The 16,303-nt window shown below is 43.3% G+C and carries 17 protein-coding genes; 14 read left to right on the top strand and 3 right to left on the bottom strand.

Annotated features, from left to right (window positions below):
* From VK541_RS07460 to VK541_RS07450, 3 genes are all read left to right on the top strand, one after another.
* The coding region (locus VK541_RS07460; RefSeq protein WP_324368480.1) for a DUF1501 domain-containing protein at nucleotides 1–954 on the top strand (954 nt) is incomplete at its 5' end.
* A 1-nt stretch (nucleotide 955) separates the two neighbouring features.
* Nucleotides 956–1,981 carry a hypothetical protein gene (locus VK541_RS07455; RefSeq protein ID WP_324368478.1) on the top strand — a complete coding sequence of 342 codons (1,026 nt, stop codon included), beginning with the start codon at nucleotides 956–958 and terminating at the stop codon, nucleotides 1,979–1,981.
* Between the two features lie 7 nt (nucleotides 1,982–1,988).
* The gene (locus tag VK541_RS07450) at nucleotides 1,989–4,154 is read left to right on the top strand and encodes a c-type cytochrome domain-containing protein (protein ID WP_324368476.1); all 2,166 of its coding nucleotides are present in this window, start codon (nucleotides 1,989–1,991) and stop codon (nucleotides 4,152–4,154) included.
* An 18-nt stretch (nucleotides 4,155–4,172) separates the two neighbouring features.
* On the opposite strand, the gene VK541_RS07445 is transcribed toward VK541_RS07450, so the two are convergent.
* Nucleotides 4,173–5,546 (bottom strand): flavin monoamine oxidase family protein, encoded by a 1,374-nt coding sequence (locus VK541_RS07445; protein WP_324368474.1) that lies wholly within the window; start codon nucleotides 5,544–5,546, stop codon nucleotides 4,173–4,175.
* Nucleotides 5,547–5,687: 141 nt separating this feature from the next.
* On the opposite strand from VK541_RS07445, the gene VK541_RS07440 reads away from it, so the two are divergent.
* Nucleotides 5,688–5,864 carry a DUF6496 domain-containing protein gene (locus VK541_RS07440; protein WP_209577976.1) on the top strand — a complete coding sequence of 59 codons (177 nt, stop codon included), beginning with the start codon at nucleotides 5,688–5,690 and terminating at the stop codon, nucleotides 5,862–5,864.
* 204 nt (nucleotides 5,865–6,068) lie between these two features.
* Here VK541_RS07440 and VK541_RS07435 read toward each other — a convergent pair whose 3' ends face one another.
* Nucleotides 6,069–6,221, bottom strand: coding sequence for a hypothetical protein (locus VK541_RS07435; RefSeq protein WP_324368471.1), 153 nt, complete (start codon nucleotides 6,219–6,221; stop codon nucleotides 6,069–6,071).
* A gap of 129 nt (nucleotides 6,222–6,350) precedes the next feature.
* Between VK541_RS07435 and VK541_RS07430 the strand changes: the two genes are divergently transcribed.
* From VK541_RS07430 to fucP, 4 genes are all read left to right on the top strand, one after another.
* Nucleotides 6,351–6,941 carry a TetR/AcrR family transcriptional regulator gene (locus tag VK541_RS07430; RefSeq protein WP_324368469.1) on the top strand — a complete coding sequence of 197 codons (591 nt, stop codon included), beginning with the start codon at nucleotides 6,351–6,353 and terminating at the stop codon, nucleotides 6,939–6,941.
* 13 nt (nucleotides 6,942–6,954) lie between these two features.
* Nucleotides 6,955–8,247 carry an MFS transporter gene (locus VK541_RS07425; protein WP_324368467.1) on the top strand — a complete coding sequence of 431 codons (1,293 nt, stop codon included), beginning with the start codon at nucleotides 6,955–6,957 and terminating at the stop codon, nucleotides 8,245–8,247.
* 20 nt (nucleotides 8,248–8,267) lie between these two features.
* On the top strand, nucleotides 8,268–9,281 hold the full coding sequence (locus tag VK541_RS07420) for a hypothetical protein (RefSeq protein ID WP_324368465.1): 1,014 nt from the start codon (nucleotides 8,268–8,270) through the stop codon (nucleotides 9,279–9,281).
* 177 nt (nucleotides 9,282–9,458) lie between these two features.
* Complete coding sequence (fucP, locus tag VK541_RS07415) at nucleotides 9,459–10,703, top strand: L-fucose:H+ symporter permease (RefSeq protein ID WP_324368463.1); 1,245 nt, start codon at nucleotides 9,459–9,461, stop codon at nucleotides 10,701–10,703.
* A gap of 58 nt (nucleotides 10,704–10,761) precedes the next feature.
* Here the strand turns inward: fucP and VK541_RS07410 are convergent, their stop codons facing one another.
* Nucleotides 10,762–11,130 (bottom strand): helix-turn-helix domain-containing protein, encoded by a 369-nt coding sequence (locus VK541_RS07410; RefSeq protein ID WP_324368460.1) that lies wholly within the window; start codon nucleotides 11,128–11,130, stop codon nucleotides 10,762–10,764.
* A gap of 223 nt (nucleotides 11,131–11,353) precedes the next feature.
* Here VK541_RS07410 and VK541_RS07405 point away from each other — a divergent pair, with 223 nt between their 5' ends.
* From VK541_RS07405 to VK541_RS07380, 6 genes are all read left to right on the top strand, one after another.
* Complete coding sequence (locus VK541_RS07405) at nucleotides 11,354–12,238, top strand: PhzF family phenazine biosynthesis protein (protein ID WP_324368457.1); 885 nt, start codon at nucleotides 11,354–11,356, stop codon at nucleotides 12,236–12,238.
* An 86-nt stretch (nucleotides 12,239–12,324) separates the two neighbouring features.
* Nucleotides 12,325–12,735, top strand: coding sequence for a VOC family protein (locus VK541_RS07400; protein WP_324368455.1), 411 nt, complete (start codon nucleotides 12,325–12,327; stop codon nucleotides 12,733–12,735).
* A gap of 42 nt (nucleotides 12,736–12,777) precedes the next feature.
* The gene (locus VK541_RS07395; protein WP_324368453.1) at nucleotides 12,778–13,257 is read left to right on the top strand and encodes a TlpA disulfide reductase family protein; all 480 of its coding nucleotides are present in this window, start codon (nucleotides 12,778–12,780) and stop codon (nucleotides 13,255–13,257) included.
* Between the two features lie 5 nt (nucleotides 13,258–13,262).
* Complete coding sequence (locus VK541_RS07390) at nucleotides 13,263–13,865, top strand: thioredoxin family protein (RefSeq protein ID WP_324368451.1); 603 nt, start codon at nucleotides 13,263–13,265, stop codon at nucleotides 13,863–13,865.
* Between the two features lie 75 nt (nucleotides 13,866–13,940).
* The gene (locus tag VK541_RS07385; RefSeq protein WP_324368449.1) at nucleotides 13,941–15,719 is read left to right on the top strand and encodes a glycoside hydrolase family 9 protein; all 1,779 of its coding nucleotides are present in this window, start codon (nucleotides 13,941–13,943) and stop codon (nucleotides 15,717–15,719) included.
* A gap of 174 nt (nucleotides 15,720–15,893) precedes the next feature.
* The coding region (locus VK541_RS07380; protein ID WP_324368447.1) for a DUF1080 domain-containing protein at nucleotides 15,894–16,303 on the top strand (410 nt) is incomplete at its 3' end.

The raw sequence follows: 16,303 nt of genomic DNA, 5'->3' as shown, positions 1-16,303 counted from the left end.
ACGGGTGCTCAACAGGGCAACAGGCCCAGTATGGGAGCATGGCTGAGTTATGGTCTGGGCAGTGAAAATAAAAATTTACCTGCCTTTACAGTATTGTTGTCCAGGGGCAAGGGTGACGGACAAGGGGTATATTCCAAACTCTGGACCAATGGCTTTCTCGATTCTACCCATCAGGGCGTGCAGTTCAGTGCTGGTGAAGATCCGGTGCTGTACCTTAAAGATCCTGCAGGTCTGAACCGTTTTGAACGCAGAAAGATGCTCGATAAGCTGGCGGAAATGAACGACATGTCTTACCAGGAATTTGGAGATCCGGAGATCAGCGCCAAGGTACAGCAATATGAAATGGCCTACCGGATGCAGACCGCAGTTCCGGAGATTACCGATGTTTCCAAAGAACCGGATGACATCATTAAAATGTATGGTGCGGATTGCCTGGTGCCCGGCACTTTTGCGGCCAACTGTCTGCTGGCCCGCAAACTGAGTGAAAATGGCGTACGCTTTGTGCAGTTATATCACCAGGGATGGGACCAGCACGGCAACCTGCCAAGAGACATTGCCGGTCAGGCCAAAGATGTTGACCAGGCTTCTGCGGCGCTGATCACCGACCTCAAACAAAGAGGGCTGCTTGACGAAACACTGGTGATCTGGGGCGGTGAGTTTGGACGCACCAATTACAGTCAGGGTACCCTGAGCAAAGATAATTATGGCCGTGACCACCATCCGCGCTGTTTCAGCATCTGGATGGCAGGCGGAGGCATTAAGCCCGGAGTTTACGGAGAGACCGATGAATTTGGTTACAACGTGGCCAAAGATCCGGTGCATGTGCATGATTTTCAGGCTACAGTTTTACATCAGCTGGGGCTGAACCATGAGAAACTGATATTTAAACATTTAGGAAGAAGATACCGGTTAACTGACGTTTCCGGCAAAGTAATTAACGACATCATTGCGTAATATGGAAAGAAGAACATTTATCAAACACACTGCTGCCGTTTCGGCAAGCTTTTTTATAGCTAAAGATATGCTCGCGAGCCCAAAAGGACCTGTATATGGTCACAACAAAATGAAATACAGTATGGATGCGAAATGGGGACAGCTGAACCCATCGGTCAACCCTGTAAATGACTGCCATGAAATGGTGCAGGACGCTAAAGGAAGAATCATCCTGCTCACCAACGAGACTAAGAATAATGTGCTGATCTATAATAAATCTGGTAAATTGCTGTCATCATGGGGGCATGAATTTCCTGGTGCCCATGGACTGACCCTGGCAAAGGAGAACGGCAGGGAATATCTCTTCATTACGGATACGAACAGGCATCAGGTATATAAAACTACCCTGGACGGCAAGCTATTAATGACCATAGACTGTCCGATGGAAACCGGACTGTATAAAAAAATAGAAGAGTTTGTGCCTACAGAAACAGCGGTTGCCGACAATGGCAGTTTCTTCATAGCTGATGGTTATGGCCTGCAGTACGTGTTTCATTACAGTGCGGATGGCAAGCTCCTGAGCCACTTTGGCGGCAGAGGGACCGAAACCAAAAACCTGGACAATGCTCACGGGGTTTGTATAGATAAAAGACAGGGAAAAGCAACTTTGTTGGTTACTGACCGTACACGCAACTGTTTTAAACGGTTTGACCTGCAGGGAAATTTGATCGAGGTGATTGCCTTACCGGGCGCCTGCGTCTGCCGTCCGGTGATCCACAAAGATCATTTGTATGCTGCGGTATTGCGCTCGCCAGATTTGAATGCTGCAGGAAGTGGCTTTGTAACCATCCTCGACAAGCACAACAAGGTAGTGTCAAATATTGGCGGCACTGAGCCTGTTTATAAGGATGGCGTATTACAGCCGATGTCACAACTGGATAAGATCTTGTTAAATCCGCATGATGTCTGTGTGGATGATGATGAGAATCTGTATGTGGCACAATGGGCATCCGGAAAAGTTTATCCTTACAAATTTACCCGCGTATAGTTTCTCTATGAAGATAACCCTGAAAGGTTTCGCAGAGAACCTGCTTTTTGCGGCTAATATTTTTATTGTTTTTCTCCTGATCTTTGGCCATAAGATCAGTATTCCGCTTTGGCTGCAGCCGGTAGGCAGAATGCATCCCATGCTGCTCCATTTTCCGATTGTGATCCTGATGCTGGCTATGGTACTGGAATTTTTCAGGTTTAAGACTGCTTATGCAAAGGAAAACCTGTACCAGAACTTTACCTCAGGATTGTTGCTGCTTGGCGTTGTTTTTTCTGCCATTACGGTGATTATGGGGCTGTTTCTTTCCAGGGAACCGGCTTATGGAGGTGCTTTGCTGGACTGGCACAAATGGACAGGGGTAAGCGTTGTTTTCGTGGGTTCGGCGATTTATTGGTGCAGAAATGCAGCCTGGTACAAAGCTCCCTTTGCTAAAGCGGGAGCCGTGGTGGTTACGCTTGCACTGATCATGACCGGACACTACGGTGCTACACTGACCCATGGAGAGAATTTTGTACTGGAACCCATAACTCCGGCCAAACAAATCCTCAAAGTGCCGATTGACCAGGCCAGGGTATTTGAAGACGTCATCCTGCCCATTTTTTCTCAAAAGTGCCTGAACTGTCATAACCTGGAAAAGGCTAAAGGCGGATTGATCCTGGCTGATGCCAAATCAATGCTGAAAGGCGGGAAGAACGGACAGCTTTTTGTGCCGGGTAAGCCTGAGATCAGTTTGCTGCTGCAACGTATCCATCTTCCTATGGATGAGAAGAAGCATATGCCGCCCAAAGACGAAGCCCAGCTGACTGATGATGAAACGGCCTTGCTGAGTCTGTGGGTAAAACAGAATGGGGAAATGAAAAAGAAGGTGCTGGATCTGGCTGAAAATGATTCGCTGAGGATACTGGCAGCTGTCTACCTGACTCCTCCGGAAATGGCTGAAGAAGAAGATTATGATTTCAGTGCTGCGGATGAGGATGATATAAAAAAACTCAGTAACAATTACAGGGTGATCTCGCCTCTGGCAAAGAATTCACCTGCGCTTGCTGTTGTTGTTTATGATAAAACGAGTTTTAAACCGGATGTTTTAAAGGAACTGGAAGCCATTAAAAAACAAATTGTTTCTTTAAACCTGAGCGGAATGCCTGTTAAAGATGAAGACCTGAAGGTGATCGCTGAGTTTAAAAACCTGAGGAAGCTGATTCTGAATTTTACTGCAATAAAAGGGGACGGGCTTAAATATTTAAAGGACCTGAAGCATTTGCACACCTTATCGCTGTCAGGCACCGCAGTCGGCTACAAAACGGTCAGCGACTATGCCAATAAAAGCGGCGTCAAATACCTTGCCCTATGGGAGACACAAATGAACCCGGCAGAGCTCAAACAATTGCAGAAGCAATACAGAAAGATCAATGTCGTCGGTGGCTTTAATGGTACAGGTCAGTTTTCATCTAAGCTGAACCCGCCTAAGCTAAATGTGGAATCCAGGCTATTTAAACAAGCTTTTAACCTGGAATTGAAGCATGCCATCAAAGGTGTAGAGATTCGGTATACGCTGGATGGCTCTGAGCCTGACAGTGCAAAAGCTCCACTTTACAAAAACCCGATTCCTGTCAGCAAAAATATGATACTCAAAACGCGCAGCTATAAGAAGGGCTGGATAAGCAGTGATCTGCTGGAGTTCCCTTTGTACAAAAGCACCTATAAACCTGATAGCATCAGCAATTTATTGCTGCCTGAAGAAAACCTCAACGGTGGCAGAGCCCCGGCACTGATTGACGGGCAGTTTGGCAGTATTGATATTTTCCAGGGCCGCTGGGCGGGCTATATTAAGAACGACTTCTCGACATTGATGCTGTTTAAGCAACCCGTACTGGCACAGGCTGTCGGCCTAAATGCCATCAGACACCTGGCCAACAACTCCCTGTTGCCGCAGGTGGTAGAGGTTTGGGGCGGTAAGGATTCTAAAAATCTGAAATTGCTGGGCACCTACCGGCCGCAGGCAGCAAAGCCGGGTGATGTACCGTTGATCGTGAATATGGAAGTGCAATTTAAGCCGCAACTGCTTTCCTGCATTAAGCTGGTAGCCAAAACGACTAAGAAGTTGCCTGCATGGCATCCTGGTAAAGGGAAGCCGGCGGTAATGTTTGTAGATGAGATCTTTATCAATTAAGTATGGAGGGGAGGCTGGCTAGATTTTGGCTGCAGCCTCTTTTCCAGTTTCCAGTGCGCCTTCCATAAAGCCCTGCCAGTATTCAGACAGGTGCTCTCCGGCAAAATGGGTATGGATGTGGCTTGCGTTCAATTTGGGGAAAAGATCAAACCATTCTCCTTTGCCATACATGGCATAGGCACCCATGGAGTAATCGTTATTGCCCCAATAGTAATTGGTCTGTTTTTCCAATAAATCTTTAATGTTTGGAAATGCAGGCTGCAGAGAGGCTTGTATCATTTGTGTACGCCATTGATCGGTTTGATTGGCCACTACAGCTGCCTTGTCGCCAATGGTATAAGATATCAAAGCTCCCTTTGCTGATTGCTGGTTTTTTGTGCCATGGTAGAAATAATGGCCGGGCATATCTGTGATCATGTCAAAACTGTCATTCTTCCAAAAGCGCTTGTTGAACAGTAGTGCGTTTTTGTTGATTCTTGCGTACTGGAGTGCATCTAAGGCATAGGTCATGGTTTCCGGCAGTTCAGGCTGCCAGCTGATCTTTTTTACAGCAAAGGTGGGAGCGGTACAGATGAGTTTGTCGCCTTCGGCGATGTAACCATTGTCGCAATGTACTTTTACCCGGTCAGTCTGGACTACTTTTTGCACCTGGTGACCAAATTTGATCTTACCGGCAAATAGTGACTTTAGCTTAAAAGCCAATTGCTGGTTGCCGCCCCTGATCTTATAATCCATTTCATTCCTGGAATTTTTGCTGCTCCGGGAATATTCGTCTAAAGCTGCATATGCGGAGACATGTCTGATGCTCTCCCCAAAATCAGTACTGTCTGTTAGCTCTCTAATGTCCAGGTCCCGGCCGCTGCAGCCATTGTTGACCAGGTATCGCCACCAGTCGATCTTATCCAGCTTTCTGCCCAATGCTTCTTTTTGAGCTTCTGTTAATTTTTGATAATTCAGCAGGAGCTGCTGATATTTAGCATCCCATTGTTTAGAGGTGACCTGCTCAAGGGTCGTGTAATGTTTGTTTTTATAAATTACCTGGGTGTCAAACTGGTTGTTGTCTAAAGGAAGTTTAAACCGGTCACATAATCCGCGCAGAAAATGATGGTCTTCTCCAACCCATTCGGCGCCCAGTTCTACAGTGAGTTTTTCTTTTTCATCAATGGCATGTGAAAATACCCTGCCCCCGGCTTCATTCCTGGATTCTATGAGCTCAAAATCTATGCCGCGCTGATAGAGGGAATAAGCAGCGGACAGACCTGCAAAGCCGGCACCAATGATGATGATCTTTTTCTTTTTAGGAATAGAAAAATAACCTAAAGAGGTGCTGGAGACCAATGTTCCTGCGGTCAGTAAGGCTGCGTCTTTAATAAAACCCCTGCGAGAGCTCATAGGTGTATTTTTTTAATCGGGAATTAAGTTAGATAAATCCGGCGTATAAAGCAAAATCTCCTGGAGCACAGGTGAAATAAAAAAGCTTTAAACTTTCTAAAAACAGACTTGTTATTGACATTGAACATAAGTTTTAAAGAAATGGCAAAATATTCTGAAAAGGCATCTGAAAAAGTAGAAAAAACGATGCATGAAATGAAAGAAGGGAAATTAAAATCGGGTAGTGGCAAGAAAGTAACTTCCAAAAAGCAGGCTGTAGCTATCGGACTTTCAGAAGCCAGGAAAGAAGGAGCTAAAGTTCCTAAAAAGAAATCTTAGTACCTAATCCTCCTTTACTGTTCAGCTGCTGATTTGCGGCTATATCTTACATGCACCCGCTCAAGGGCTCCACAGGGATTGAAAGGCCTAAAGGGTTATGCAAGCCCCTTGAAGCCCCCTTGCAATACTCTTGAAGATTTGACAGGAAAATTGTTGTCCTATACTGGCATAGGTGCTGTATTCAACTATAGTTATATACAACAATTATTTCTTTTTACTCGTACTGACTTTCTTCGCATCTTTTGCTGATGTTGCGTTTTCAGGTTCAGCGCCTTTAGGTTTTTTTTGATCTTTGATTTCAGCTTTTATAGTTTTCTTAGGAGTTTTCATGGCAGCTTTTTTGAGTGATGTGATCATCTTATTCAGATTGTCATGATAACAATTCAGGCACGATAAAGTTCGATAAACAGGTCCTGAAAATATATTTTACCTAATATTTATAAGTGAATGAATATTCATTTATATTTGCTGGTGTAATTTACTGATATGCGCGGCAGAGATTTAAATAAGGTGGACCTGGTCAAAGCGAAAGCAATGGAGTTGTTGGTGCGAACCGGTTTTGAGGGGTTTACGATGAATAAGCTGGCCAAAGAATGCAGGATATCTGTTGCCACACTTTACATTTATTATAAGGATAAAGATGACCTGATCCTGCAGGTCGGGATGGAAGAGGGGAAGCGGATGAGTGACATTATGCTGGAAAACTTTGACCCCGAGGCATCTTTTGAAGAAGGATTGAGGCAGCAGTGGAAGAACAGAGCGAAATGTATGCTTGAAAATCCAATATCTGCCCGGTTTCTGGAACTGCTGCGGTCGTCAAGCTACCAGGAGCAGATTTTCAATTGTATTGCCGGTAATTTCAAACCGACACTTGGCAAGTTCATGCACAATGCGGTAAGCCGCGGTGAAATAAACCCAATGTCCCTTGATGTTTACTGGTCGGTAGCATTTGCACCTTTATACAACCTGATCCGTTTTCACAATGAAAAAAGAAGTATAGCGGGACAAGCCTTTATACTGACAGATAAAGCACTTTGGGATACTTTTGAACTTGTACTCAAAGCATTAAAAAAATAATAAAACATATAGAATGGAACAATCTCAGACGAATATAGCCCAACCTTTCACAACCTATCAGAAATTGGTCATTGCGATCCTTGCATTGCTGCAATTTACAATAGTACTCGATTTTATGATCCTCGCTCCGCTTGGCGATTTTCTCATGAAGTCCCTGGCCATCACTCCCAAAGGATTTGGGCTGGTTGTGTCTTCTTATGCCTTCAGCGCAGGCGCTTCAGGTATTCTCGCGGCAGGATTCGCTGATAAATTTGACCGTAAAAAATTGCTGCTTTTCTTTTATTTTGGATTTATTGTGGGCACGCTGTGCTGCGCGCTGGCTACGAGCTTCTGGATGCTGCTTGGTGCCAGGATCGTTACCGGTCTGTTTGGAGGTGTTATTGGTGCCATCACGATGACCATTATGGCCGATATTTTCGCGGTCAACCAGCGGGGGAGGGTGATGGGATTTGTGCAAATGGCATTTTCCGGAAGTCAGATCCTTGGTATTCCAATCGGTCTTTATCTGGCCAATGCCTGGGGCTGGCATTCGACCTTTTTGATGATCGTGGTTCTGGCTTCGTGCATCGCAGTGGTCATCATATTGAAAATAAGACCAATTGATAAACACCTTGAATTGCAGTCTGATAAGAATGCTTTTCTGCATTTGTGGCATGCCATTTCTAACCCTTCTTATCAAACAGGTTTTATTGCAACTGCCTTTTTGAGTGTCGGTGGTTTTATGCTGATGCCTTTCAGCAGCTCTTACCTCATTAACAACATCAGGATTACAGCCGAGCAATTGCCGCTGATCTTTATGTTTACCGGTTTTTCCTCGATTATAGTGATGCCGCTAATTGGTAAACTAAGTGATAAAGTAGATAAATTCTTAATTTTCACTGCCGGATGTGTCATCGCCATCATCATGATCCTGATCTACACCAACCTGGATCCGGTGCCTGTGTGGCAGGTAGTTGTGATCAATATGATCATGTTTATGGGGATCATGAGCAGGATCATCCCGGCGACAACATTGACGATGAGCATTCCGGATATGAAAGACCGGGGTGCGTTTATGAGTGTCAATTCTTCATTGCAGCAAATGGCCGGTGGCATAGCTGCGCTTTTTGCCGGTTTGATCGTAACTCAAAAAAATAAGACCAGTCCGCTTGAACACTATGGGATTCTGGGTATCGTAGTCTCGGTCGTGATTGTGATCAGTATATTTTTGATTTACAGAGTTAGCATTATGGTAAAGAAAAAACAGACTATATTTGCTGCCGCTGCAAACGCCGGGCAAGAAAGTCCGGCTGCAGTAACACATTAACCTAAAAATTACCTTTGCAAATGCGTTTTAAATTTCTCTTCAGTATCATTCTGCTTTATTTCATTGGCAATTGTGTTCAGGCACAGGAGCTGGAGGGTAACCTAAACCTCCATACGTTTGCCGATAACAGGGAATATGCCAACTCCAACCGTTTTTCTCAAACGATCTTTGGGTTGCGGTTTTCTCCGGAAATTGGACTGCTGCTGGACAGTACCCACAGGCTTAGAATAGGATTAAACGCACTGCATGAATTTGGCTCGCCCAAATTTACCAATAAGATCGATCCGGTAGCTTATTACGAATTTAAAAAGCAGGACTGGAATTTCTTTATGGGAATGTTCCCCCGGCGGACACTTGTCGACGATTATCCAAGGGCTTTGCTTAAAGACACTTTTAATTATTACCGGCCAAATGTAGAAGGGATGCTACTCAAATATCAGAATGAAAACTGGAAGCAGGTCCTTTGGATAGACTGGACAAGCAGACAGACTGCCACGGACCGTGAAAACTTTATTTTCGGACTTTCGGGCAGCTATAAAAAAGGGATATTTTTTGTTTCACACTATGCCATGATGCTTCACAATGCTGGCCCTGCTGTTCCTATCGCTGATGACCATGTCGAAGACAATGGCGCTGCCATAGTAAAGGTTGGGGTAGATTTGTCGCGCAGAACTTTTTTGGATTCCCTGACGATCAATGCCGGCGGGATGATGTCTTTCGAACGGGTACGCAGTGTTGGGGGCTGGAAAACACCCAAAGGCGCATTGTTGGAACTCCTGATGGAGTACCGTCGTTTTGGTGTGATCAATTCTTTTTACAAAGGACAGGGCCACAGATTATTGTATGGAGACCAGTTTTATTCTGCTAAAACTTACAACAGGACTGATCTGACCTGGAGGCCGCATATCTACAAAGGGATTGAAGGTCAGTTTACGCTGTCCTTTCACTTCCTGGAAGGGGTTGTTGATAACCAGCAGGCGTTCGGTATACGCTACAACATTGGCGGAAGTAAAAGCCTGAGGCGCGGCGAGTAAGCAAGTTTTCTTTCTTAAAGTTGTTACAGACGCAGTGGTGGCAGGTATTGTCATTTATAATAAAAGCTGTATCTTTTGCTTTTGAAATATTATGTATATTCAAATGATAAAACGATTCAGCATTGTTGTGATGATGAATCGTTTTATTATTATTGAGCCAACAAACAAACCAAATATATGGACCAAAAACCACTATTTACCGAAAAGAGATTTATAATCACTTTTATTTGTGTCACTTCATTATTTTTGATGTGGGGCGTGCTGCATTCCATGAGCGATGTACTCAACAAACACTTTCAAAACGTCCTGAACCTGTCAATGGCCCAATCGGGATTGATCCAATTATCCGTGTTTGGCGCTTATTTTATTATGAGTGTCCCGGCTGGCTTTTTCATGAAGAAATATGGATATAAGCCTGGGGTGATATTAGGCCTCGTTTTATTTGCCCTGGGCTTATTTTTATTTGTGCCGGCGGCCAATGCTTCATCATTTACCTTTTTTAGGATAGCGCTATTTATCGTGGGTTGTGGCATGGCAACGTTAGAGACCGTTGCGCATCCGTTTGCGGCGGCTCTTGGTGATCAGCGGAAAAGTGATCTGCGCGTAAACTTTGCACAAACTTTCAATGCGGTAGGTACTATTATTGGACCACTCATCGGAGGCTTTTTTCTTTTGGCTGGGGATACTGTAAAAAGCACAGACCTTACATCTGTAAAAACATTATATGTCTGTATCGGTATCGTTGTATTATTAATTGCGGTTGCCTTTATGTTTCTTAAAATACCTCCGTTGACTGATCCTCATGCTGTAACAACTTCAGATGATCCTGAAGCAGTGAATATTGATTTGGCACCGCAGAAAGGGCTCTTCCAACACCGTCACTTTGTGTGGGCCTGTGTGGCACAATTTTTTAATGTTGCAGCGCAAGGTGGTACCTGGGCATTCTTTATCAATTACGGCACTAATATTATGCATTTTAGCGGTGAAAAAGCGGCTTATTTTATGGGACTTTTTATGGGCATGATGCTGCTTGGACGTATTGTTGGTACCTCATTAATGACAGTGATGGCGCCTAATAAACTGCTGGCCATATTTGCGGCAGGAAATATCGTTATGTGCGTTATAGTAGCGCAGCATTTGGGCTGGCCTTCATACATCGCATTGCTAATGATCAACTTCTTTTTTAGTATCATGTTCCCGACCATTTTCAGTTTAGGATTGAAAAATCTTGGTAAGCATACACAGCAGGCTTCTTCTTTTATTTCAATGGGAGTTGTAGGCGGCGCAATTTTGCCGTTCCTGATGGGTTTTATTGCTGATCATCACGGTGTCGCAAATGCTTATTATGCCCCAATCGTATGTTACGTTGTTATTTTCATTTTTGGCGCAAAAATGTACAAAACAGGAATTGGAAAACATTAATGTGATAAGATAGGAGATTAATACAAAAGGGCAGGTTTTCAAAACCTGCCCTTTTGTATTACGATTTGATCTTCTGGCGATGATTCAGGCCCCATTCTACCAGGGTATCTGTTACAGGCAGCACGCTGCAGCCGTACTCAGTCATGGCATAGGCCACTGTAACTGGGCGGGTGTCCAGTACTGTTCTGGAAACCAATAGATTGATCTCCAGATCTTGCAGCTCTTTGGATAACATCTTAGCCGAAATCCCCTCGATCTCGCGCTGAATCTTTTTAAAGGTGTTTCTTTTACCTTCTCTGCTGTTCAGGTGGCGCATGATTCTCAGTTTCCATTTTCCGCCGAGGATTTCCAGGCTGTCCCGGATAGCTGAAAGCTCTTGTTCGCAGGTTGCTTCCTGTATTTTTCCATTTATGCTTATAGTTGTCATATGCTGATGGTTAACTTAAGGTAACCGGTTACCTTAAGTTAACCCATAACAAATTTAAACTATTGCTGATTAATTTTGATATACAATTTTCATTTATCCAAAAGAATGAAGCTATGCAGATCAGGAAAATATTTCAATGGATTTTTTGGCTAAAAAAACTTTACTCAAAACTCAGCAGTTATAAGGCATTGATGCATATTGTTAAATAGTAAAATTAATAGAAATGAAGAAATTAGATTATTATGTACTAGATGTATTTACAGACCAAAAATATAAGGGGAATCAGCTTTCAGTAGTTTATACTGAAGCTCCTCTTGAGCTTGAAGAATATTTCAGCATTGCCAGGGAGTTTGGATATTCTGAAACCTCTTTTGTTACCTATTCTAAAGCCGAAAATGCCCTTAAGATACGTTCTTTTACGCCGGCTGAGTTTGAAGTGAACGGGGCGGGACATAACCTTTTGGGAGCTGTTTGCCTGGCCCTGCTGAAACATTGGGATATTTTTAAAAATCAGGATGGAATGCCATGGGTCTTTATAAAGGATACAAAGATCCCGTTAAGGATCACCGAAGAAGCAGGACTCCCGTATGTTGCCATGAAACAGCGCCCTGTTAAAGTAAAAAAGCCTATCTCAGCTGCCATTGTCGCACCGGCTATTGGACTTGATATTGAAGATTTAGTGCTTAACAATTGGGAAGTCAATGTAGCAGAAACTGAGGTGGCACACTTAATGGTGCCGGTGAAAAATTTTGAAACGCTTCAGAAAGCGGTACCTGATAAAGCCATTTTGAAAAAATTGTCTGAAGAATATAGGTTCGAGGGCTTTTATCTTTTTACCACAAATCATCCGCATCCTGAATATCTGGCAGAAGCAAGATTTTTTAATCCGGGTATTGGCATTGATGAAGACCCTGCTACCGGGACTGCAGCAGGGCCTTTAACAGGATATCTTGAACATTATGGTTTTATTGAACGCAACAAGGATTATCGTATTTTACAGGGAACCGCCGTCAAGCACTCCTCTGATATTCATGTTCGGGTTGAGGAAGACGGGATTTGGGTAAGCGGCTCGTCAGTTATAGTGATGGAGGGCGCGATCTATCTTTAACAGGTCGCATTTTACCATTCAAAATGTCACTTCTGCACCCCCTTTAAATTTAATTCTTGCCTTAAATTTGGAGAAAGATATTAAAAATGGCAATACTGACTCCATATGTGACCTTCAGAGGGAACTGCCGTGAGGCCATGATTTTTTATAAAGACAGTTTTGGCGGTGAGTTAACCTTTCAGACGGTCGGGGAAACGCCTTCAGACATTCAGTATCCCCCGGGCACAGAGGATCAGATTATGCATGCTGTGCTGATTACAGACGACATGATCATTATGGCCTCTGATATGATTAGCTGTGCCGGCTTTACGCTAGGAACAAATATTTCTTTGTCTTTTACTTGTGATAGTGCTCATCAGATAAAAAAAATCTTTTCTTCACTTTCAAAAGGTGGCAACATTAAAGATCAGCTATCCCGCCGTCCCTGGGGAGCTTTTTTTGGTGTGATTACCGATAGATTTGGAATTACCTGGATGCTTAGCTACGATGAGGGCTAAGCTGAATAAACAAATTTATTCCTAAATTGTTGATACAGAACCATGAAGGTATTTTATGCCCTTGTCTTACTAGCTGTTGTTTCATCCAAACTTTTAGCTCAGGATGTACAGCTCCTTACAGTTGACCAGCTGAATAAAAGGTTGGAAAACGGTAAGGATACAGTTTATATGGTGAATCTTTGGGCTACCTGGTGTATTCCCTGTGTGAAAGAGCTGCCTTCGTTTGAAAAGCTTAAAAAGACCTACTATAACGCGCCATTGAAAGTGCTTTTAATAAGCCTTGATTTTAAATCAAAGCTGGAATCAGAAGTAAAACCTTTTTTAAGGAAGATGAAACTGGCTAATGAAGTATTCGTATTGAATGAAAGAGACCAGCAGGTGTACATTGAAAAAGTTGATAAAAATTGGTCGGGCACCATACCGGCCACACTGGTTGTGAATAGGGCCAGGAACCGCAGACAATTATTTCCAAAGGAATTGACATATACTGAATTAATAAATATTTACAATATCAATAAATAAAGGGTATGAAAAATTTAATCACGATGGCATTAATGGCGCTCTGCCTGCATGCTGCAGCTCAAACCAAAGGATACCAGCCCGGTAGCGTGGTTCCTGAGCTTAGTTTAAAGAATGTCGATAATAAAATGGTGTCTTTCAAAGATTACAAAGATGCCAGGGGGTATATTGTTGTTTTTACCTGCAACACCTGTCCCGTTTCACAGGCCTATGAAGAGAGACTGATCAAATTGCATAAGGACTATGCTGCTAAGGGGTTCCCGGTAATTGCCATTAATCCAAATGACCCTGAAGTGTCAGGTGGTGATGATTTTAAACTCATGCAGGAACGTGCTAAATCTAAAGGATTTCCGTTTGCTTACCTGTTTGATCCCGGTCAGACCGTCACACGTCAGTTTGGTGCTGAACGTACGCCGCATGTATATCTTCTGAGCAAAGATAGTGATGCGATAAAGGTGGAATATATTGGGGCTATAGACAATGATCCGGAGAATACAGGCACTGAACGCAAAGCATTTTTAGAAGATGCGCTTAAAGCGTTGCTTTCAGGAAATAAACCTGTGGTTACGTTTACCAAAGCTGTTGGTTGCGGGGTAAAATTTAAAGGCTAGCTTTTGTGATGGAATAACTCATTTATAAGTAGTATTTTAGGAATTCCCCTTAAATCCAGAAATTACTGCTCAAAAATGAATCATCTAAAGTCTTTGTTAACAGGAATTGTACTCATGTTTTCTGTTTCTGCAATCAGCCAGCCAGCTATTTATGTAAATCATGTTGCCTATGATACGAAAAGTCCTAAAAGGGCAGTGGTGCGTTTCGACCAGCCGGTAAAAGGCATTTTAAAATTTAGTGTGGTCAATATAGGAACAAAAAAGATTGAGTTTTCAGGAAACTTGAAGAGCCTGGGAACTATTGAAGAATGGACACCCGGAAAACATTATTATTCCGCTGATTTTACTTCATTTCTCAAAGCCGGCAAATACAAGGTCAGCATCAATTACGCCGATAAAAACATCAGTTCTGAAGAATTTAGGATCGGAGAAAATGCTTTGGCAAACAGTACGCTTGGTGCTATAGTTCATTATTATAATAAACAAAGGGCAAATACGCCACAGGAACTGGAGGGTGATGCCCATATGCTGCTTTATGGGAGTGAGCAGCGTGTAGACATCAGGGGTGGATGGGCAGATGCCTCTGGTGACATCAGTAAATATTTTTCTCATTTGGCCTACGCCAATTTCATGTCGCCTCAGCAGATTCCGAACGTGGTATGGTCTATGGCAAATACATATGAAAGTATTCCAGGCACACTTGAGCGGCTGGGTATTAAGGATTCGCTGGCCAGCGAGGGCTTATGGGGTGCAGATTATATCATGCGTTCATTGTCCAAAGAGGATTATTTTTACATGACAGTTTTCAGTTATTTTAAACCGGATATCAGTGCAAGACGAATAGTAGGTCTGGAAGCTGACAGTAAAACAACTTCCGATTACCAGTGTGCATTCAGAGAGGGGGGAGGAATGGGTATTGCGGCACTTGCACGTATATCAGGCTGGAAACGGGATGGTGAGTTCAGTTCAGCCCAATATCTGGCTGCGGCAAAAAGGGCCTATGCACATTTGGTGGTCAACAACACGAAATACACAGACGATGGCAAGGAGAACATCATTGATGATTATTGCGCACTGATGGCCGCTACTGAACTTTGGATAATAACCGATAGCGCTTATTATGGCGATGAGGCAAGAAAACGGGCGGATAATCTAAAAAAAAGGATGACCCCAAAGGGTTATTTTCTGGCAGATGATAAAGACCGCCCGTTTTGGCATGCTGCCGATGCCGGATTACCGGTTATTGCATTGTGCAGGTACCTGACAAAAGAAACAGATAGAAGTAGAAGGGACGGGACTATGGCGGTTATTAAAAAGGCGCTGGACTATAATCTCAGCGTTACGGCTGAAGTCAGTAACCCGTTCGGTTATGCCAGACAAACTTTCAAATACCAGGGAAAAATTAAGAATGGGTTTTTTATTCCTCACGAAAACGAGACTGGATGGTGGTGGCAGGGAGAAAATGCCAGATTAGCTTCTTTGGCCGCTGCGGCCATTGTTGGCGGTCGTTTGGTCTATCCCTCAGACAACGTCTGGGGTGTTAAGGATTCACTTGCCGGATACGCCCAGCAGCAGATGTCCTGGATATTGGGATCTAACCCCTACAATGTTTGCTTTATGTATGAATTTGGTAAAAACAACGTGCCTTATATGAAAGCGCTGTTTGGTCATGGTTCACAAAGGGGCGGTATTTCAAATGGGATTACAGGAAAGAAAGAAAATGGTGATGGAGGCGGGATAGATTATAAAATAGAAGACAACGGCAATGAATGGCGCTGGACAGAGCAATGGATTCCTCATTCCGCATGGTTTCTGCAGGCCCTAACTGCTATAACCGAAAACCCAAAGAAATGACGGGGCTGATTTAATCTGAAAACGCATAAATCTCTTATCAAACTGAGAATAAATATTTTTTGTAATTAAATATTTCCTATTTTAGTTATATATTCCTAAATTTTCCGCTCCAAAGGTAAAGCCAAAATGGCTAAGATTTTGATAATCAAATATTAAAGTAGAAAAAATCCTGATATGAGAGTTTTTTATGTGGTTCTGATCCTATGTTTTGCTCCTTTTCTGCAATCGAATGCCCAATCTGGAAAGAAGAAAATCAAACTATTTGATGGCAGGAGTTTTAAGGGCTGGGAAGGTGATACGGTTAAAACCTGGCGCATCCGGGAAGGTGCCATAATGGGCGGCTCGCTGACAGAAATGGTTCCACATAATCAATTCATAAAGACTACAGGAACCTATTCGAATTATCACCTCAGGCTTAAATTTAAACTTACCGGTACTGAAGGTTTTGTAAACGGAGGGGTTCAGTTTCACAGTCAGCGCATTGCAAAGCCTGACTTTGAAATGGTGGGTTATCAGGCTGATATCGGTGACGGTTTTTGGGCTTCTCTTTACGACGAGTCAAGGCGTGATAAATTGCTGGCCAT

Origin of the sequence: Pedobacter sp. (genome assembly GCF_035317785.1) — a bacterium.
Classification (GTDB): Bacteria; Bacteroidota; Bacteroidia; order Sphingobacteriales; family Sphingobacteriaceae; genus Pedobacter.
The sequence above is the reverse complement of the archived record's forward strand: the minus strand, read 5'-3'. Positions and strand labels throughout refer to the sequence as shown.